Origin of the sequence: Nonomuraea sp. NPDC049646, from assembly GCF_044465525.1 — a bacterium.
Classification (GTDB): domain Bacteria; phylum Actinomycetota; class Actinomycetes; order Streptosporangiales; family Streptosporangiaceae; genus Nonomuraea.
In genome coordinates, this window is the sequence record NZ_JBITLU010000030.1 from 1 (window position 1) to 18,763 (window position 18,763).

Here is an 18,763-nt window from a genome sequence, read left to right on the forward strand (position 1 = left end):
GGCCGACAGATCCCGTTGAGGACCCAGAGGTCAGTCAGGCCATGGGTCAAACCCTGGCGGGAAGCACTCATCTACATCATCACTGTCAGGCCAGCACGGCCGACACCCGCCGCGCCGCCGGCCTGAGCATCGACAGGCCCGCCAGCGCCAGCACCCCGATCTCGGTCACGACCACCACGCGCTGGGTCAGGCCCGCCGGGATGTCGTCGTTGCTCAGGGGGATGCCGAACATGCGCACGACGTACGGGACCACGACCAGCAACAGCGCCCCGAGTGCCACGCCGCTCAGCACGCGCATCGCTCTGGCGTACCGGATCTGGGCCTTGGCCAGCAGGAACCCCGCGGCGGGCATCACCAGAAAGGCGGCGAAGGCGGCGTAGCGGTGGATGCCTCCGGACAACGAGAGCGGCACCCCGGGACGGTCGGTCGGGAAGGCCCCGATCAGGAACATGCTCGCCCCCCAGGCCACCAGCAGCGCGACGACCCAGCGGTTGGCGCCGGAGCGGCGCAGCGCCTCGGCGATCAGCGCGGATCCCACGGCGAACAGCGTCAGCGAGGCCGGCAGCAGCCAGCCGGACGCCTGGAAGGCGTACTCGCTGATCACGCTGTGCAACGGGTCGAGGCCCGCTTCGGCGTGCAAGGTGAGCATCGCGCCGGCTCCGGTGCCGATGGCCGTGAATCCGCTGACAAGCAATCCCCTCATGCCTTAAAGCTCGCGTAAGGCGGCCTTGACCGGCATCGGAGATGAGCCCCCAGCGGGCCCTGATCCATCCCCTAATACCTTGGTCGGCAGGGTCCGGGGACGGGCCCGTGACCTGCGGGAAGACGACCCTGGGTAGGGTCTGCCTCCTCAGGGTGGGTGCAGTCGGCGGCACCCCGATTTGACTTGGAGTGCACTCGAAGGGTGACTCTGGATACATGACGATCCAAGAGGCCGCCCAGCGTTCGGGTCTCAGCGCCCACACCTTGCGCTACTACGAGCGCATCGGGCTCATCCACTCGGTCGGCCGCAACGTCAGCGGGCATCGCGACTACGCGGAGGCGGATCTGCGGTGGCTGGACTTCCTCACCAAGCTGCGGACCACCGGCATGCCCATCGCCGACATGTGCCGCTACGCGGAGCTGCGCCGCATGGGCGAGCACACCTCCGCCGAGCGGCTGGCGATGCTGGAGCTGCACCGCGAGCGCGTCCGGGCCAGGATCGCCGAGCTCAGCGCGGACATGGACGTCCTCGACCACAAGATCGACAACTATCGGGAGCGGATGTGAGGACGCGCGTTCTGGGGACCGGCGGCCCGCGGGTGTCGGCCCTCGGCCTGGGTTGCATGGGCATGTCGGAGTTCTACGGCCGAGGCGACGAGAAGGAGTCGATCGCCGTCATCCACCGCGCCCTCGACCTTGGCATGAATTTTCTTGACACAGCCGACATGTACGGACGCGGCCACAACGAAGAGCTGGTCGGCCGCGCCGTCAAGGACCGCCGCGACGAGGTCGTCCTGGCGACCAAGTTCGGCATCAACCGCCACGACGGCACCCGCACGGTCGAGAACAGCCCCGAGTACATCAGGGCGGCCTGCGACGCCTCGCTCCGGCGGCTCGGCGTCGACCACATCGACGTCTACTACATGCACCGCCGCAACCCCGACGTGCCGATCGAGGAGTCGGTCGGCGCCATGGCCGAGCTGGTCCAGCAGGGCAAGGTGGGCCATCTCGGGCTGTCGGAGGTGAGCGCGGACACGCTGCGCAGTGCCGCCGCCGTGCACCCGATCGCCGCGCTGCAGAGCGAGTACTCGCTGTTCACGCGGGGTCTGGAGGCCGAGATCCGGCCCGCGGCCAGGGAAGTGGGCACCGCGGTGGTGGCGTACTCGCCGATCAGCCGCGGCCTGCTCGGCGGCGCGCTACCGAGCGCCGACCGGCTCCCCGACGACGACTTCCGCAAGCACCTGCCCCGCATGTCCGGCGAGCACGCCGAGCACAACGCCCGCCTGGTCGAGCGGGTGCGCGAGATCGCCGGGGCGGCCGGGCTCACCCCCGCCCAGCTCTCGCTGGCCTGGCTGCTGGCCCAGGGCGAGGACGTGGTGCCGATCCCCGGCACGAAACGCCTGGCGTACCTGGAGGAGAACGCCGCCGCGGCCGACGTCACGCTGACCGCCGAGCAGCTCGACGCCCTGGCCAGGGCGGTGCCCGCGGACGCCGTCCGGGGCGCCCGCTACCCGAACATGTCGGAGGTCGAGCGCTAGGCCGCGCGCCTGGTCACGCCGGTCACGACCACCAGCGCGACCAGGACGATCGCCGTCAGCGGGATCGGCGCCGGCGTCAGCGCCGACAGCAGCACGAGCACGGCCGCGCCCAGGAAGGCCGCGCTGTCGGCCGGGCCGTAGCGGTGGGGCCGCACGTGCAGCAGCCAGACCATCGACAGGAACACCGCGACGGGCACCGCCACGGCCAGCGCCGCGCCCGTGGCGGACAGGTGGGACGTGCCCGAGGCGTGGTCGATGCTCACCTCGACCCCGGCGCTGAACGCCCCGACCGCCGCGAAGATCGCGTAGTGGCCGTACCCCCAGAGCAGGGCGCGCCTGGTGGAGTCGAGGATCTCGGCGGTCGGCGGGTCGAAGTAGAGCCACCACATGGCGAAGGCGATCACCAGCGCGCCCAGGGCCAGCACGATCAGCTCGGGCCGCAGTCCGGCGGTGCGCGCCTCGGCCTGGAAGGCGACCGTGGCGGCCAGCACGTTCTCGCCCATCATGATGATCGTGAACAGGCCGTACCGCTCGGCGATGTGGTGCGGGTGCCAGGCGGTCGGGCTGCCCCGCTCGGCCCACACGGGCACCGCGAGCTCCAGCACGACGCCCAGCGCGAACGCCGCCAGGTACCACTCCCCCGGCACGACCAGCAGCGGGATCCAGCCGACCTGCGCGACGCAGATGCCGGCGGCGTACCGCACGGCCGTCCGCCGGCCCGGACGGTCGCCGCAGGCCGCCCGCAGCCAGTGGGCGGCCATGGCCAGGCGCATGATCACGTATCCGGCGTAGACGACGCGGAAGTCGTGCTCCTGGAACGCCCTGGGCACCCCGGCGGCCAGCACCAGCACGCCCGCCATCTGGACGAGCGTGGTCAGCCGGAACAGCCAGTCGTCGTTGTCGTAGGCGGAGGCGAACCAGGTGTAGTTCATCCAGGCCCACCAGACGGCGAAGAACGTCGTCAGGTAGCCGAGGACGCCCTCGGCCAGGTGCCCTTCGCTGAGCGCGTGGTGGAGCTGGGAGCCGGCGAACGAGACCGCGACGACGAAGCACAGGTCGAAGAAGAGTTCCAGGTTGGTGGCGACGCGGTGGGACTCGCCCGCGTCGCGCGCCCGCATGGGCCGCAGCCGGATCATCCTCCGATGTCTACACCAGGGAGACCGGCAGGTCGAAGTAGGCGCGGACCGCGGTCGCGCCGGGACGGCTGTGGACGCGTACGAGGTCGGCCAGCAGGTTGACGATGAGCAGGCCGCGCGAGCCGGAGCGGCGGGCCTCGACGGGCAGGCGCCCGGCCAGCGGATCGGTGATGTGACCACCGTCGGCGACCTCGCAGACCAGCCGCGCGTCCTCGATCCAGACCCTGATCAGGCCGGCGCCGCCGCCGTAGTCGAGGCTGTTGGCGCCGAGTTCGGCCACCACGAGCCGGATGTCGTCGAGCCGGTCGTCCCCGAAGCCCGCCGCCTCGGCCTGGGCGGCCGCCAGGGTGCGGGCCGAGGCCAGGTTGGTGTGGTCGAAGCGCAGCGAGACGCACGCGGCCGGCTCGGCGAGCGGCTGGTTGTGCCGCGCGACGACCTCGTCGGGCGCGTAGCCGGGGCTGGGCCGCTCGCCGGAGGCGTCGCGCAGCACCGGGTGGGTGCGCTCGGCCTCGCGCAGCACCTCGGGCGTCAGCCCCGCCAGGTCGTACGGGCACAGGATCGTGACGCGCCGCCCGGCGAACGACAGGTTGATCAGCGCCTCGTGCTGGGCGCAGGCCGGGTACTCGGTCGCCGAGCGGCCGGGCCAGATCGGCTCGCCGATGATCCGCACGTGCTCGCCGGGATGCCGGTCGGCCACGGCCCGCAGCACGGCCGGGATGATCCGCCCCGGGTTGCGGCCCGCCACGCCCATGTCGAGCAGGGTCACCCGGGCCGCGTCGGCCCCCAGGCCCGCCTCGATCTTGGCCAGGTTCGCGGCGGGCACGGCCACCGCCACGGGCTCCCCGGCGGCCAGCCCCTCGCGGACGAAATCCGTGGTGGCAGCCACATATTCCGGGTCACCTCGGTAGAAGAGGGCCGGATGCACGAAAGGGTCCGCCGACATCAGGCACACGGTACCTCCGCATGAGGACTCTTAGACAATCAAATGGGTATTTACAGGGCGTGAAGCGACTTCAGCTCGTGCGCAGGCCCCTGCGGGGGCGCCGGTACTCCCATCTCGATCTGCGGACCCCTTCCGGGCGACGCCTCCCGTTCTGACCGCCGCGAACCTATGCTCGGTTCATGTCGGAAATGCACATGCGGGTCTCCGACGAGGACCGGGAGCGCACGGCGGAGCGGCTCCGGCACGCCTTCGTCGAGGGCCGCCTGACGCGTCCCGAGCTGGAGGAGCGGCTCGGGCTGGCGCTCACCGCCAGGACCTACGGCGACCTGCGCGGCCTGATCACCGACCTGCCCGCCCCGGCGGCCCCGGTCGAGGACGTGGTCGAGCTGGAGTCCAAGAGCGGGCACGTGCGCCGTTCGGGTGACTGGGCCGTCCCGCGGCGGCTGCGGATCTCCTCCCAGTACGGCGGCGTCGACCTCGACCTGTCCCAGGCCGTCATCCCCCACCCCGTCGTCGACCTCGAACTCGACCTCACGTACGGCTCCGCCAGGATCACCGTGCCCGAGGGCGCCGCGGTGAACGTCGACGCCTTCCGGACCGACTGGGGCCAGACCGTCGTCGGCGACGTGCCGGGCAGGCGGCGGCCCGGCGGCCTCTACCTGGTGGTCGGCGGGCGGGCCAACTACGGCGGCCTGCGGGTGCGCTATCCGCGCAAGCGCTGGTTCACCCACTGATGGAAGGCCGAGATGTGGTGCTCGCTCGGCACCAGCACGCCGCCCGCCCGGTAGGCGCGTGACCCCATGCCGAGCTGGGTCCGCTCGCAGGCGTCGAAGTCCTGCTCGTTGACCCGGTGGAACAGCTCGACCGACGGCGTCAGGTCGGCCCCCGAGGCCACCACGTCGGGGTGGTAGAGCCAGTCGCACTCGACCACCGTGCGGTCGGCGGCCATGGGGAACATCCGGTGCAGGATCACGTGGTCGGGCACCAGGTTGACGAACACCTGCGGCTTGACGGTGATCGCGTAGTAGCGGCGGTCCTGCTCCGGGGCCAGGTCGGGGAGCCGGCCGAAGCCCGCGCCGCCGTCCACGGTGAAGCCCTCGGCCCGCTCGGCGAACTCGGCGCCGTGGCCGACGTAGTACTGGGCGGCGTACCCGCCGGCGAACTCGGGCAGCACGGCCACCAGCTCGGGGTGGATCGTGGCGCAGTGGTAGCACTCCATGAAGTTCTCGACGATCAGCTTCCAGTTGGCCTTGACGTCGTAGACCACGCGGCGGCCCAGGGCCAGCCGGTCGACGTGGTAGTTCTCGATGGCGGCCGGGTCGCCCAGGCGTTCGGTGGCCGCGTAGGCGACGGTGTCCTCGAAGGACGGCGGCTCGTCGGCCAGGCACACCCAGGCGTAGCCGAGCCATTCGCGCAGGCTCACCGGGACCAGGCCGTACTCGACGCGGTCGATGTCGGGCATCCTGGCCAGGTTGGGGGCGGCGGCCAGCCTGCCGTCCAGGTCGTAGGACCAGGCGTGGTAGGCGCACCTGATCGTCCTTCTGACCTCGCCCCGCTCCTCCACGCACAGCCGCGCGCCGCGGTGGCGGCAGACGTTGAGGAAGGCGCGCAGCAGCCCGTCACGCCCGCGGACCACGAGCACGCTCTCCGCGCCCACCTGGACGGTCCGGAACGCGCCGGGTCTCGGCAGGTCGCCGGCGCGCACGGCGCAGAACCACATGCTCTCGAAGATCTTGGCCTGTTCCTCGGCGAACAGGGCGGGGTCGGTGTAGGAGCGGCCGGGAAGCGTGGAGATCAAGCTCGACGTGGTGGTCAACCGACACCCCTTGTTGCGTATTACGCACCGAGTTGCTCTATATGCGACATCGTCCGGCGGCCTTCAGGAGGCTGTCAAGAGGTAGGTGCTGAACCTGCGCAGCGACGCCGTGTGCATCCTGGTCGCCATCCAGTCGGGGATCAGGCCCGCGAACGAGCGCTGCCGGTTGGTCACCTCCGCACCGGCGATCACGGCGGGACGCCGCGCGATCCGCGCCCTGGCCCGCTCGTACGCGCGCAGGTCGCCGCCGGCCGCCCGGGTCAGCAGCCAGGCGTCCTCCAGGGCCTGGTTGGCGCCCTGGGCCATGGTGGGCGGCATGGTGTGGGCGGCGTCCCCGGCCAGCGTGGTCGGGCCCCTGCCCCAGACCCGGGGGATCGCCTGCCGGTGGTGCGGGAAGAAGCCGACGTCCTCCATCGCCTCCAGCACCGCGGGCACCGGGTCGGCCCAGCCGCCGAACCGTTCGCGCAGCCGCGGCACGATGTCGGGGTCGTCCTGCCAGAACGGCCCGCCGGGCGACGCCTGGACGTCGAACCACCACAGCAACCGGCCCGCGCCCGCCGGGATCAGCCCGCACAGCTCCCGCCGTCCGGCGATCATCACAGCCCGGCGGGAGCGCGTCAGCGAGGTCGGCGCGGCGGTGAAGCCCTGCCAGGTGACCCAGCCGCTCAACGCGGCCCGATCCTCGCCCCACAGGGCGCGGCGCACCGCCGACCGGCGGCCGTCGGCTCCCACCAGCAGGTCGCCGCGCACGGTGCGGCCGCCGGTCAGCCGCGCCTGCGCCCGTTCCGGCTCGGCGTGCTCGACGCCCGCGCCGTAGACGACGGGCATGCCCGCCGACAGGGCCTCGACCAGCTCGCGCCGAGCCACGTGCACGCACGGATGCCCGTAGCGCCGCTCGGCCTCGGTGAGATCGACGGTGACCAGCAGACGGCCGTCGTCGGCCCACGACTCCATGGTCTCCAGCCGCCATCCCAGGCCCGCGTACCCGACGCCGAGCTCGTCGAGGATGGCCGTGCTGCCGGGCCAGAGGGTCACCGACCCGCCCGCCGTGCGCAGCTCGGGCGCCTGCTCGTAGACCTCGACGTCGTGACCCGCGGCCAGCAGCCCGCGCGCCGCCGCGAGCCCCGCCACCCCGGCCCCCGCCACGATTACCCTCATAGAAGCCTCACTTCAAGAGACTGCAAGTATCAGATACTGGGAGTATCACAATGCCCGCGCGCGGCCGCAAGCCCGATCCCACGGTCGACCACCGCATCAGGCGGGCCGTCACCGAGCTGCTGCTCTCCCACGGCCTCGACTTCACCATGGACGACGTCGCCAAGACGGCAGGCGTGGGCAGGGCGAGCGTGTTCCGGCGCTACGCCACCAAACGCGACATGCTGCTCGAATCAATCGGCGGCCTCATGGACACGCACGTCGCCGTCCCCGACACCGGCTCGCTCGAAGGCGACCTGCGCGTGGTGGTCTCCGACACCCTCGCCCTGTGGCGGCACCCCGGCGTCGCCCGCCTGACCAGGCAGCTGTACGGCGAGGCCGGCCGCGACCCCGCCGTGGCCGAGATCGTCCGCACCGGCATGCGCACCCGGATGCGGCGCTCGCAGGTCGTCTACGAGCGCGCGATCGACCGCGGCGAGCTGTCCCCGGACGCCGACCTGGAGCTCCTGACGGACCTGTTCGCCGGCCTGGTGGCCTACCGCGGGCTGCTCGACCTGCCCATGCCCGACGCCGAGGAAGTCGTCCACGTGCTGCTGCGCGGCTTTACGCCCAACTGACGGCCGGAATGTTAGCGGCGTGCAAGCGGGGATCAACCAGAGATCGCTAATGTCCTCCTCGTACGGAAAACCAACGAAGGGCACCAAAAATGACTCCCCCTCGCCGACTCGCCCTCGCAGTCGCGACGATCTCCCTTGCCGCTCTGTCCACCGCCTGCGGTGTCGGCCAGGCCGTTGACTGCAACAGCGCCGTCAACGAGCTCTCGAAGATCACCACCGAGTGGAGCGGCGCCATCACGAAGAACGCCACGGACACCGCGGCGCTCGGGGACGCCTCCAAGGCCGCCGCCGCCAAGACCAAGGAGCTCGCCGGCAAGTACGACGGCGACGTCGCGGCCGCGCTGAACGACTTCGCCGCCGGCTTCGAGAGCCTGCAGAGCGGCGACATCAGCAAGGCGACCGAGTTCAGCGGCAAGATGAGCGGCTTCACCTCGAAGATCACCGCCGCCTGCTCCTGACCGGTCCGCGGTCGCCGCACCGCCTGCGGGGGGCAGGTCGGCGCGGTGACCGCCTCATCCGGTCCGCCGCAACGGGGTACGGACAGGACCGGATGATCCCCTTACGCTTGCTGCCGTGACCGACGAAACGGTGATCGCACGGCCTCCGGCAGGCACCGCACTCCCCGCCAGAGTGCTCTTCCGCCACCGCGTGCGGGTCGGCGCCATCGCGCTGCTCGCCGCGGTGGCGTACGCCGTTCTCGGGCTGGTCAAGCTGGCCACCTTCCGGGCGACCACGTTCGACCTGGTGATCGTGGACCAGGCGGTGCGCAACTACGCCCGCCTCCGGCCGCCGTACGTGCCGGTGCTCGGCGTCTTCCACGGGCGCGGCACGGACTACCTCCAGCTCGCCGACCACTTCTCGCCGATCTACGCGCTGCTCGCGCCGTTCTACTGGGTGCACGACGGGCCCGAGACGCTCGTCGTGGCCCAGGCGCTGCTGTTCGCGGGGGCGATCCCGTTCCTGTGGCTGTTCACCCGGCGGGTGCTGGGCGCCGGGCCCGCCTATCTGGTCGCCGTGGCGTACGCGCTGTCGTGGCCGATCGCCCAGGCCGTCGCCTTCGACGCGCACGAGGTGATGTTCGTCCCGCTGCTCACCGCGATCATGATCGAGCGCTACCACGCCGGACGCGTGCTGCCGGCCTTCCTGGCGATGCTCGGGCTGCTGCTCGTCAAGGAGGACATGGGGCTGCTGGTGATCGGGGCCGGGCTGTACCTGTTCGTCGTCGGCGACCGGCTGCGCGGCGTCGTGTGCGCGCTGGTCGGCGCGGGGGCCGTCGTGCTCGTCCGGGGCCTGCTGATCACCTCGTTCGGCGGCGACAGCAAGGACTTCTGGGCCTACGGCCACCTCGGCCCCGACGCGCCCGCCGCGCTGCTGGCGATGCTGCGCGACCCGCTCGCCGCCCTGCTGCTGCCCTTCAGCGACGAGGCCAAGGTCGACACCCTGTTCCTGCTGGCCTGGCCGACGTTGCTGCTGTGCCTGCTGTCGCCGCTGTCGCTGGCGGCGCTGCCGCACGTGCTCGAACGCCTGCTGTCCGACCGCCCCCAATGGTGGCAGGCCGACTTCCAGTACAGCGCGTTCACCGTGATCATCCTGTTCTGCGCGGGCGTGGACGGCCTGGCCAGGCTGCTGCGCTGGACCGGCCGCGCCGACCGGCAGGGGCTCAGGCTCGCCTGGGCGGCCGCGGTCTGCGCCGTCGCCCTCACGCTGGTGCCCAGGTACGCGCTCGACCAGCTCTACCACCCCGCCTTCTACAAGGAGGACAAGGCCGCCGCGGCGGCCGAGGCGGTGAGCAGGGTGCCCTCGGGGGTGACGGTCGAGGCGGTCAACTCCGTGGGCCCGGCGCTGTCCTCGCGCACCACCGTCCTGCTGTGGAGCGCGGCCCCGCGCGGCGCGCCCTGGATCGTGGCCGACACCGCCCGCTGGGAGTTCCCCTTCGGCTCCGCCGACGACCAGCGCACCCGGGTCGAGCAGCTCCAGACCGAGGGCTACACGAAGGTGTTCGAACGCGACGGGTACGTCGTCCTCCGGCGGAACTGACCGCATGGCCCCGATGCCGCACAATGTCGGCATGGAGATGATCGTGCTCACCGGCGCAGCCGGCATGGTGGGCGGCGCCGTACGCGAGCGGCTCCGCCGGTCCGCCACCAGGCTCGTCCTGGCCGACCGGGCGCCCATGGAGGCCGGGCCGGGCGAGGAGGCCGTCCGCACCGACCTGTCGGACCTGGCCGGGACCGTGGCGCTGGTCAAGGGCGCCGACGCGATCGTGCACCTGGCCGGGGTGCCCGACGAGGCGCCGCTGCCCGACCTGCTCGACGGCAACGTGCTGACCACCCACCGCGTGCTGGAGGCGGCCAGGCTGGCCGGCGTGCCGCGCGTGGTGCTGGCCAGCAGCAACCGCCTGACCGGCATGTACCCGGCCACCGCCGCGATCTCCCCCGACCTGCCGCCGCGCCCCGACGGCCTGTACGGCGTCAGCAAGGCCGCCGTCGAGGCCCTGGGCCGCCTGTACGCCGACAAGTTCGGCCTCGAAGTGGTCTGCCTGCGCATCGGCAGCCTGGAGCCCGAGCCCCAGGACGTCCGTCACCTGGCGACCTGGCTGAGCCCGCGCGACTGCGCCGGGTTCGTGCACGCCGCCGTCACCACGCCCGGCCTGCGCTTCCTGGCCGCCTACGCCGTCTCGGCCAACACCCGCCGCTTCTGGCTGCTCTCCCCCGAGCTCGGCTACGAGCCCGAGGACGACGCCGAGTCGTACGCCGCCCGCGTGACCGGCACGCCGGCCGCCTTCTTCGCCGACGGCGTCCCGCAGGGCGGCGACTTCGCCGCGCCGGAGTACACGCTGCGCAGGGGCGGGCTGGCCTAACGCCCGATCGCCTGCTCGTAGGCCCGGTCGAACCCCTCCAGCACCCCGGCCCACGAGCCCGCGACGGGCGGCGTCGAGCGGTTGTGGGCGGCGATCTCCCGGCGCAGCCCGGCGTCGGAGCACAGCCGCGCCACCGCCCCGGCCAGGTCGTCGAGCGTGCGGCCGAGCAGCCCCTCGGTGCCGTCCTTGACGAAGTCGGCGACGCCGCTCTGGGCTCTGGCCACCACCGGCACGCCGGCCGCCCGCGCCTCCAGCGCCGCGATGCCGAACGACTCCCTGGGCGCCGGGGCCACGAAGACGTCGGCCGACTCCAGCAGCTTGGCGATCTGCTCGCGCGAGTAGCGGCCCGGCAGCGACACCCAGCCGGTCATGCCGTGCTCGGCCAGGAAACGTTCCATGCGGGCGCGCGCGGGGCCGTCGCCGACGATCGTGGCGCGCATCGGGATCCCGGCGGGGACCCGCGCCCGCGCCGCCCGCAGCAGCCTGAGCAGCCGTACGGGCTGCTTGCGCGGGGCCAGCCGGCCGACGGCCACCACGTGCACCTCCGCCCGCTCCGGCGGCACGCCGGGGGCGGGCGCCCAGCCCGACAGGTCGAGGCCGTTGGAGACCACCCGCACCGGCACGCCGGGCCCGGCCACCGCCCTGATGGGCGCCGCCGCCGCGGTGCTCACCGTGGTGGCCACCAGCCCCCAGCGCTGCCAGCCGAACGCCAGCCGCAGCAGCCGGTAGAGCGCCCGGGTGACCGGGTCCCACATGCTGTGCACGGTGACCACGCACGGCACCCCCGCCCGCCGCGCCGCCCGCACCCCCATCCAGGCGAACGGCGAGACCGCGCCGGTGTGCACGTGCACCACGTCGGGCCGGACGACGGAGACGCCCCGAGTGAGATGCCCCACTCCGAACGGATGCACCGGCAGGTCGAACGGCATCCTGGCGACGACCCTGCGCACGCCCGGCAGCGCCTCGCCCCTGGTCGCCGTGGCCACGACGACGTCGTGCCCGGCCTCGCGCTGCGCCCGCACCAGGTCGGCCACCTGGACCTCGATCCCCCCGAGTCGCGGCAGGTAACAGTCACTCACGTGAAAGATCCGCACCCCTCCCAGACTAATCTGGGCGTGTGCCTCCACGTACCGCGGTCTTCTTCCACGCCCATCCCGACGACGAGGCCCTGCTCACGGCGGGCACCATGGCGATGCTCGCGGCCGAGGGCCACCGCGTGGTGCTCGTGGTCGCGACCGCCGGCGAGCGCGGCCTGGCCGAGATCGGCCCCGGCGAGGAGCTGCGCGAGACCAGGCTCAAGGAGCTCTACGAGTCGGCCGCGCTGCTCGGCTGCGCCCGCGTCGAGTGCCTGGGCTACGGCGACTCCGGGCTCAGCCCCAAGGGCGGCGTCGCCGAGGAGCGGCCCGACAACGCCTTCATCGACGCTGACACCGAGGCGGCGGCCAGGGCCCTCGCGGCGATCCTGGAGGAGGAGAAGGCCGACCTGCTGTCGATCTACGACCCGGCCGGCGGCTACGGCCACCCCGACCACGTCCAGGTCCACCGGGTGGGCAAGCGGGCGGCGCAGATCGCGGGCACGGAGATCGTCCTGGAGGCGACGGTCAACCGCGACCCGCTGGTGCGGCTGCTGCGCATGGCGGGCCGGGTGTACAAGTTCCCGCCGGAGTTCGACGTGCGCACGTTCGAGAGCGCGTACTCGGCCAGCGACACGATCACCCACCGGGTCAACGTCCGCCGCTACGCCCGGCAGAAGCGCGCCTCGATGGCCGCGCACGCGTCCCAGGCCAGCGGCGGCGACAGCGACCGCACCCTCGCCGTCATGCTGAAGGTCCCCGGCCCGCTCTACCGCCTGGTCTTCGGCACCGAGTGGTTCGTACGCCGCGACCTGCCCCCGGGCGCTCGCCTGACTCACCCTTTCGACCCATGGCCGAAGTAGCACCTGAGGGTGACGTGCCGGCTCCGGCGACCCGTCAGACTGGTGGGCGATGAAGAACAAGCCGCTCCAGATCGCCCTGTCCGTCCTGTCGCTCGGGCTGGCCGTGCTGCTCGTGGTCTACCTGCCGCAGATCGTGCGCGCGCTCACCGGCAAGCCGGTCTCCTGGCACGAGATCGGCGCGGTCTTCGGGGCGCTCAGCTTCGGCCAGATCGCCCTGATGACGGCCCTGTGGCTGCTGAGCCTGCTGGCGTACACGTTCGTGCTGACCAACTCGCTGCCGGGGCTGAACAACCTCCAGGGCCTGACGCTCAACGCGGCGGGCAGCGCGGTCAGCAACCTGCTGCCGTTCGGCGGCGCGGTCGGGGTGGCGCTGTCGTTCGCCATGACCAGGGGCTGGGGCTTCGCCAACCGGCCCATCGTGGTGATGACGCTGGTCAGCGGCATCTGGAACACGCTGTTCAGGTTCATCCTGCCGGCCGTGGGCATCATCGCGCTGCTCATGGCGGGCGAGGTGCTCGACCCGACGTTCGTCAAGGCCGGCTGGACGGGCGCGATCTCCATCCTGGTGCTCTGCCTGGTCGTGGCCGTCGCCCTCTACTGGGACCGCGCCGCCGCCGTGCTCGGCCGGGCGCTCGACGGGCTCACCCGGCTGCTGCGCCTGAAGGTGCACGCCTCCGAGGCCTTCCACCGGCTGCGCGCCGACACCGCGGAGGTCGTCCGCACGCGCGCGCTCGGCCTGTCGCTCGGCATGGTGTTCTTCCTGGGCTTCCAGTGGGCCATCATGGCGGCCTGCATGACGGCCACCGGCGCCTGGCCGGGCCTGGCCCAGTCGATCGCGGTCTTCGCGCTGTCCCGCGTGCTCACCAGCGCCGTGGTCACGCCCAGCGGGGCCGGGATCATGGAGAGCGGGGTCGCCGCGCTGCTGATCACGTTCGGCGTGCCGGGCACTCCGGCCGTCGCGACAGCACTACTTTTCGGCTTCTGGACTTACACTATCGAGATCCCGTTCGGCGGTCTCGCGCTCGGCGCGTGGGCGCTCCTGCGCAGGCGCAACGGCCGGAACGCCGCCGCGGAACCCCCGCCCGCGATCTCGAAGGCCCCGCAGTGACAATCCCAAAGCCATCAAAGACCTTGTGCGCCCTTCGGAAGCCCGCATAGCGTGGCGGCTGACATGGTGGCGTTCCGGGTTCTGGGGCCAGTCGAGGCGTACGAACACGACGACGAACTCGACCTCGGCGGGTTGCGGCAGCGGGCCGTCCTCGCCCGACTTCTCGTGGCCAGAGGTCAGGTCGTGCCGGTTGACACGCTTCTTTACGATCTGTGGGACGACGACGCCGCCAAGGGCGCCCAGTCGGGCCTGCAGGTCTACATCTCCCGCCTGCGCAGGGTGCTCGAACCGGGCCGGCCGCGCGGCGGCCCCAACCGCCTGCTGGTGACCGTCGCCTCCGGCTACGCGCTGCGCGTGGCCGCCGAGCAGGTCGACGCGCTGCGCTTCGAGCAGCTGGTCAGGGCGGCGGGCGAGCACCTGGAAGAGGGCGACCCGCAGTCCGCCCGCGGCCGCCTGGAGAAGGCGCTCGGGCTGTGGCGCGGCACCCCCTACTCCGACTTCGCCGACCAGCCCTGGGCCGAGGCCGAGGTCAACCGGCTGGCCGAGCTGCGCCTGGTGGCCCGCGAGCGGCACGCCGACACCGGCCTGCGGCTGGCCCTGCACGCCGAGACCGTCCCCGACCTGGAGGCGCTGACCACCGAGCACCCGCTGCGCGAGGAGGGCTGGCGGCTGCTGGCGCTGGGCCTCTACCGCTGCGGCCGGCAGGGCGACGCGCTGGCCGCGCTGCGCAGGGCCAGGAACATGCTGGCCGACGAGCTGGGCATCGACCCCGGGCCGGCGCTGCGCAAGCTGGAGTCCGACATCCTGGCCCAGGCCCCCGAGCTGGAGCTGGCCGCGCCGCCGCGGCCCGCCCGGCCCGCCCCGGTCACCGACACCTGGCCGCCCCGGCCGGCCGCCGCCCACGTCGAGCCGCCGCCGCTGGAGCCCGAGCCGTTCGTCGGCCGCGACGCCGAGCTGGCCAGGCTGACCACGGCCGCCTCGCGCACCGGCCGCTTCCAGGTCGCGATCGTGACCGGCGTCGCGGGCGCGGGCAAGACCACGCTGCTGCGCCAGCTCGACGGCAGGCTCGGCGCCGACGGCTGGATCACCGCCTCCGGCGCCTGCCCCGACTCCAGCGCCACCCCGCCGGGCTGGGCCTGGGTCGAGATCCTGCGCTCGCTGATCGGCACGACCGGCGCCGGCGAGTACGCCCAGCTCCTGGCCCCCCTGCTCGACGACACCGCCCCCGACCCCGACGAGGACGAGGTCTCGGGCGGCTTCCGCCTGCACCGCGCGGTCGGCGGCTACCTGGCCGGCGTGGCCCGCCGGGCGCCGGTGCTGCTGACGCTGGAGGACCTCCACTGGGCCGACGACCAGACGCTGGCCCTGCTGCGCGCGCTGCCGAGCCTGCTGGCCACCAGCCGCGTCCTGCTGGTCGTGACGTGCCGGGAGAGCGAGCTCGACGACCGCCAGTCCGACGTGCTGGCCGCCCTGGCCCGGCTTGAGCCGCTGCGCGTGGGCCTGTCCGGCCTCGACCCCAAGGCCGTGGCCGAGCTGGTCAAGGCCACCTGCGTCCGCGAGATCGACGAAGACGCGGTCGAGTCCATCGTCGAGCGCACCGGCGGCAACCCGTTCTTCGTGCGCGAGACCGTCCGGCTGCTCGACGCCGAGGGCGCGGCCGACCGGGCCAGCGCCACGCAGGTGCTCTCCCGCGTGCCCTCGGGCGTGCGCGACGTGCTGCGGCGGCGCATCTCGCGGCTGCCCGCCGGCGCCCAGCAGATCCTGCTCCAGGCCGCGGTGATCGGCCGCGACGTCGACCTCGACGTGCTGGTCACGGTCGCCGGCGACGAAGACGCGGTGATCGAGGCGGTCGAGGCCGCGCTGCTGGCCGGGCTGGTGACCGAGCCGGGTCCCGGGCTGCTGCGCTTCGACCACGACCTGGTGCGCGACACGATCTACTCCGACGCCTCCCGCCTGCGCCGCACCCGCCTGCATGCCGCGGTCGCCGCGGTGATCGAGCAGCGCACGTCCTCCGACGTGGCGGCGCTGGCCCACCACTACTTCCTGGCCGACGCGGCCGAGAAGGCCGTCCACTACGCGGGCCTGGCGGCCGAGCAGGCCGAGCGGCGCTTCGCCCACCGCGAGGCGGCCACCCTGTGGGAGCAGGCCATCGCGGCCTTCGACCGCGGCGGTCCGCGCAAGGACGACAAGGGCCGCGAGTCCGAGCCGGAGCGTGCCAAGGAGCGGCTGCGGCTGATGCTCCGGCAGATCAAGGCGCTGGCCCTGTGCGGCGACATGACGGCGGCCAGGCTGCTGCGCCGCCAGGCCATGGACGCCGCGCTGCCGCTCGGCGACCTGGAGATCACCGCGAAGGTGGCCGCGTCGCTGGCGGTGCCGCACAAGGGCATGGCGCGCGACTTCACCCGTACCGCGTGGGAGATCGTCGACGTCACCGAGAAGGCGCTCATGGAGCTGCCGGCGGGCGAGCAGCGCCTGCGGGCGAGCCTGCTCACCACGCTGGCGCTGGAGCTGGAGGGCTCCTCCGCGCCCGAGCGCGGGCGGCAGGCGTCGCTGGAGGCGCTGGAGCTGGCCAGGCAGAGCGGCGACCCGACGCTGATCGCGGCGGCGCTGAGCGGCCGGCTGCGCCAGTCCTACGACATCCCGGCGGTCGACACCCGCGAGGGCATCGGCAGGGAGCTGCTGGAGGTCGCCCAGCGCTCGGGCCAGATGGCCACGCAGGCCCTGGCCCACCTGGTGCTGCTGGAGTGCGCGGCGGCCAGGGGCGAGTTCGCGGTCGCCGACGAGCACGCCGCCGCCGCCGACCGCCTGGCCAAGCAGTACGACCTGTCCGCGCCCGCGGCCGTCGTCGTCTGGTACGCCGGTCAGCGCCTGATGATCGCCGGCGACTACGCGGGCGCCGAGCGCGCCTACCGCGAGGCCGCCAGGATGACCGCGCGGGCCGGCATGCTCGAAGGCCGTCAGGACCTCCCGCTGATCACCGCGTTCTGCCTGCACCTGGTCGACGGCCGGGCGGCCGAGACCGTCGACCTGCTGGCGGCGGCCCACCAGCGCGGCGCCAAGTGGACGCTCGACGCCTACGCCCTCGCCCTGGCCTCGGCCGGGCACCTCAACGACGCCAGGGCCGTGGCCGCCACCCGCCCGCCCGTCCGGCCCGACTTCCTGTACGAGCTGGTGATGACCTGGCGGGCCCTGGCGGGCATGCTGCTCGACGACCGCGAGCGCATGGTCGACTGCTACGACAAGCTCAAGCCGTTCGCCGACCGGGTGGCCGGGGCGGGCACGGGCGTCGTGGCGTTGTGGCCGGTGGCGCTGACCCTGGGCGACCTGGCCATCCGGCTGGGCCAGCCCGACGCGGCCCGCGAGCACTACGAGAAGGCTCTTGAGGTGGCCCAGCGGGTGGGCGTGCCGCGCTGGGTGGAGGCGGCGCGCCGCTCGGTCAGCAGCTCACCTGGAAACGCTCGCTCGTGACCGTCCCGCCGGGCCGGGCGATCAGCTCGACCCGGTACCACCCGGCGTTGCCGGAGATCTGCGGCTGCCACTCCACGCTCCGGCTGCCGCCGGCGAACCCGGAGTGGTCGGCCAGGTAGGTGCGCCACGTCCCGGTGGCCGGGCTCCAGCGCGACAGCCTCCAGCGGTACAGGACCGTCGTGCCGGGCCGCGGGTTGACCAGCAGGCCGCGGGCCAGGAACGACTTGCCGCAGCCGGGGGCGCCGTCGGTCAGGGCGCTGAGGGCGATCTCGCCCGCCCGGACGGGGGCGCTCTGCCGGGCCGGGGCGGTGATGGGCAGCTCGCGGGCCGAGAGGGTGACGGTCCGCACCGGCTCGGCGGCCGATCCGGCGCTGCTGTAGGCGGACAGGCCGACGTATGCGCTGGTGAAGGCGAGCGCGGCCACGAAGAGCTTGACCGCGTTGGCGGTACCGCCGGCCAGGACCACCGCACTTCTCGACGACATGATCAATACCCCTTTTGCTCAGTTCAGGTATAGGGCGAGATGGTTGAGGGGTGGTTGTCGGCTACTTGCAGCCGGTGGCCCGGCCTTGCAAGCTGATGTGGCGGAACGCCTCTTCCTTGACTAAGGTAAGGCTGACCTAAGACGTGGAGTGGGGGTGAGCGGGCTCATGTGGCATGCGGCTGCCGCCCTCCCCGATCCCGCCCGGCCGTTCTGGTTCGGGCTGCCGTACTGGCTGGTGGGGGCCGTCCTCATCCTGGCCCTGTTCGGCGCGTTCCAGGTCTACTACTGGGTCGGCCGCAAGCTCGGCGAGAAGCTCTACGAGTCCAAGGTCGGCGTGCGGCTCGGCCGCGAGCGCATCGAGCGGATCGAGGGCGTCGTCGAGAAGTGGGGCGCGCTGGCCGTCTACGGCTGCTTCTGGGTGCCCATGCTGCGGCACACGCTGCCGTGGGTGGCGGGCGCGCTGCGGGTGTCCTACCCCTGGTACGTGGTGGCGAGCGCGCTCGGCTGCCTGACCTGGGCGCCCATCTGGTGGTTCGGGCTCACGGCGCTGGTGTGGGGCTGGCTGCAACTGGCCGCCCGCTCGCCCGTCAGCGCGCTGGTGCTGCTGCTCGCGGTCGCGGCCGGCGTGGCCTGGTTCTTCGTCCGCCGCCGGCGCAAGGCCCTGGCCTCCTAGATCGCGGCCGGGGTCTGGTCGTCGATGGCGGCCTCGGGAGCGTTCCTGCGCACGGTCTCGATGCCGTTGACGCAGGCGGCCTTGCTCGGGTAGCCCTCGCCCACGGCCAGCGTCTGCCCGTTGTTCGCGACGAGCGCGAAACGGAACGTGCCCCGCTCGTCCTGACTGATGATGAATCTGCCTGCCACGGCCTCGTCTCCCCGCAGATGTCGGATCTATCAAGCATTTACCCCCAACTGAGGGCCACTTACGGCCGAGTTTCGCAAACCAACCCTTGATCTCCTGCGAACATGTCTGGCATGCGTATTGGGGGTTTCATCGGCTCTG

19 protein-coding genes are annotated in these 18,763 nt (G+C 72.8%); 11 read left to right on the top strand and 8 right to left on the bottom strand.

From position 1 onward, the window contains the following. Positions 1–85: 85 nt before the first annotated feature. Positions 86–703: a DUF998 domain-containing protein gene (locus ACIBQ8_RS48530; protein ID WP_397172073.1), complete on the bottom strand. Its 618-nt coding sequence runs from the start codon at positions 701–703 to the stop codon at positions 86–88. A gap of 215 nt (positions 704–918) precedes the next feature. Here ACIBQ8_RS48530 and ACIBQ8_RS48535 point away from each other — a divergent pair, with 215 nt between their 5' ends. Both ACIBQ8_RS48535 and ACIBQ8_RS48540 read left to right on the top strand, forming a co-directional pair. Next, complete coding sequence (locus tag ACIBQ8_RS48535; RefSeq protein ID WP_364329775.1) at positions 919–1,269, top strand: MerR family transcriptional regulator; 351 nt, start codon at positions 919–921, stop codon at positions 1,267–1,269. Beyond that, positions 1,266–2,240 (top strand): aldo/keto reductase, encoded by a 975-nt coding sequence (locus ACIBQ8_RS48540; protein WP_397195594.1) that lies wholly within the window; start codon positions 1,266–1,268, stop codon positions 2,238–2,240. The genes ACIBQ8_RS48535 and ACIBQ8_RS48540 overlap by 4 nt, the downstream gene beginning before the upstream one ends. Here the strand turns inward: ACIBQ8_RS48540 and ACIBQ8_RS48545 are convergent. After that, entirely contained in the window at positions 2,237–3,376 is a 1,140-nt protein-coding gene (locus ACIBQ8_RS48545; RefSeq protein WP_397172077.1) for a low temperature requirement protein A, read from the bottom strand. The genes ACIBQ8_RS48540 and ACIBQ8_RS48545 overlap by 4 nt on opposite strands. A gap of 10 nt (positions 3,377–3,386) precedes the next feature. Further along, the gene (locus tag ACIBQ8_RS48550) at positions 3,387–4,319 is read right to left on the bottom strand and encodes an anti-sigma factor RsbA family regulatory protein (RefSeq protein ID WP_397172079.1); all 933 of its coding nucleotides are present in this window, start codon (positions 4,317–4,319) and stop codon (positions 3,387–3,389) included. Between the two features lie 179 nt (positions 4,320–4,498). On the opposite strand from ACIBQ8_RS48550, the gene ACIBQ8_RS48555 reads away from it, so the two are divergent. Continuing rightward, positions 4,499–5,053, top strand: a complete 555-nt coding sequence (locus ACIBQ8_RS48555) for a DUF1707 domain-containing protein (protein WP_397172081.1) — start codon at positions 4,499–4,501, stop codon at positions 5,051–5,053. Here the strand turns inward: ACIBQ8_RS48555 and ACIBQ8_RS48560 are convergent. Then, positions 5,023–6,135 (bottom strand): aromatic ring-hydroxylating dioxygenase subunit alpha, encoded by a 1,113-nt coding sequence (locus ACIBQ8_RS48560; RefSeq protein WP_397172082.1) that lies wholly within the window; start codon positions 6,133–6,135, stop codon positions 5,023–5,025. The two genes, ACIBQ8_RS48555 and ACIBQ8_RS48560, sit on opposite strands and share 31 nt — an antisense overlap. A gap of 63 nt (positions 6,136–6,198) precedes the next feature. Further along, a complete protein-coding gene (locus ACIBQ8_RS48565; RefSeq protein ID WP_397195595.1) occupies positions 6,199–7,293 on the bottom strand; it encodes an FAD-dependent oxidoreductase in 1,095 nt (364 codons plus the stop codon). A gap of 50 nt (positions 7,294–7,343) precedes the next feature. On the opposite strand from ACIBQ8_RS48565, the gene ACIBQ8_RS48570 reads away from it, so the two are divergent. The 4 genes from ACIBQ8_RS48570 to ACIBQ8_RS48585 all read left to right on the top strand — a co-directional run bounded on the left by ACIBQ8_RS48570 (position 7,344) and on the right by ACIBQ8_RS48585 (position 10,767). Continuing rightward, the gene (locus tag ACIBQ8_RS48570) at positions 7,344–7,907 is read left to right on the top strand and encodes a TetR/AcrR family transcriptional regulator (RefSeq protein WP_397195596.1); all 564 of its coding nucleotides are present in this window, start codon (positions 7,344–7,346) and stop codon (positions 7,905–7,907) included. An 89-nt stretch (positions 7,908–7,996) separates the two neighbouring features. Next, complete coding sequence (locus ACIBQ8_RS48575; RefSeq protein ID WP_397172088.1) at positions 7,997–8,365, top strand: hypothetical protein; 369 nt, start codon at positions 7,997–7,999, stop codon at positions 8,363–8,365. Positions 8,366–8,480: 115 nt separating this feature from the next. Next, positions 8,481–9,944: a DUF2079 domain-containing protein gene (locus ACIBQ8_RS48580; RefSeq protein ID WP_397195597.1), complete on the top strand. Its 1,464-nt coding sequence runs from the start codon at positions 8,481–8,483 to the stop codon at positions 9,942–9,944. Between the two features lie 31 nt (positions 9,945–9,975). After that, positions 9,976–10,767, top strand: a complete 792-nt coding sequence (locus tag ACIBQ8_RS48585) for an NAD-dependent epimerase/dehydratase family protein (protein WP_397195598.1) — start codon at positions 9,976–9,978, stop codon at positions 10,765–10,767. On the opposite strand, the gene ACIBQ8_RS48590 is transcribed toward ACIBQ8_RS48585, so the two are convergent. Further along, the gene (locus ACIBQ8_RS48590; protein WP_397172094.1) at positions 10,764–11,846 is read right to left on the bottom strand and encodes a glycosyltransferase; all 1,083 of its coding nucleotides are present in this window, start codon (positions 11,844–11,846) and stop codon (positions 10,764–10,766) included. The two genes, ACIBQ8_RS48585 and ACIBQ8_RS48590, sit on opposite strands and share 4 nt — an antisense overlap. Positions 11,847–11,884: 38 nt before the next feature. Here ACIBQ8_RS48590 and ACIBQ8_RS48595 point away from each other — a divergent pair, with 38 nt between their 5' ends. The 3 genes from ACIBQ8_RS48595 to ACIBQ8_RS48605 all read left to right on the top strand — a co-directional run bounded on the left by ACIBQ8_RS48595 (position 11,885) and on the right by ACIBQ8_RS48605 (position 17,279). Next, the gene (locus tag ACIBQ8_RS48595) at positions 11,885–12,703 is read left to right on the top strand and encodes a PIG-L deacetylase family protein (RefSeq protein WP_397172096.1); all 819 of its coding nucleotides are present in this window, start codon (positions 11,885–11,887) and stop codon (positions 12,701–12,703) included. A 49-nt stretch (positions 12,704–12,752) separates the two neighbouring features. Next, entirely contained in the window at positions 12,753–13,811 is a 1,059-nt protein-coding gene (locus tag ACIBQ8_RS48600) for a lysylphosphatidylglycerol synthase domain-containing protein (RefSeq protein ID WP_397172098.1), read from the top strand. 63 nt (positions 13,812–13,874) lie between these two features. Then, complete coding sequence (locus ACIBQ8_RS48605) at positions 13,875–17,279, top strand: BTAD domain-containing putative transcriptional regulator (RefSeq protein ID WP_397172099.1); 3,405 nt, start codon at positions 13,875–13,877, stop codon at positions 17,277–17,279. On the opposite strand, the gene ACIBQ8_RS48610 is transcribed toward ACIBQ8_RS48605, so the two are convergent. Beyond that, the gene (locus ACIBQ8_RS48610; RefSeq protein WP_397172101.1) at positions 17,248–17,763 is read right to left on the bottom strand and encodes a hypothetical protein; all 516 of its coding nucleotides are present in this window, start codon (positions 17,761–17,763) and stop codon (positions 17,248–17,250) included. The genes ACIBQ8_RS48605 and ACIBQ8_RS48610 overlap by 32 nt on opposite strands. Before the next feature lie 154 nt (positions 17,764–17,917). Between ACIBQ8_RS48610 and ACIBQ8_RS48615 the strand changes: the two genes are divergently transcribed. Next, entirely contained in the window at positions 17,918–18,436 is a 519-nt protein-coding gene (locus ACIBQ8_RS48615; RefSeq protein WP_397172102.1) for a DedA family protein, read from the top strand. Here ACIBQ8_RS48615 and ACIBQ8_RS48620 read toward each other — a convergent pair. Continuing rightward, complete coding sequence (locus tag ACIBQ8_RS48620) at positions 18,433–18,624, bottom strand: DUF1508 domain-containing protein (protein WP_357978304.1); 192 nt, start codon at positions 18,622–18,624, stop codon at positions 18,433–18,435. The two genes, ACIBQ8_RS48615 and ACIBQ8_RS48620, sit on opposite strands and share 4 nt — an antisense overlap. Positions 18,625–18,763: the final 139 nt, after the last annotated feature.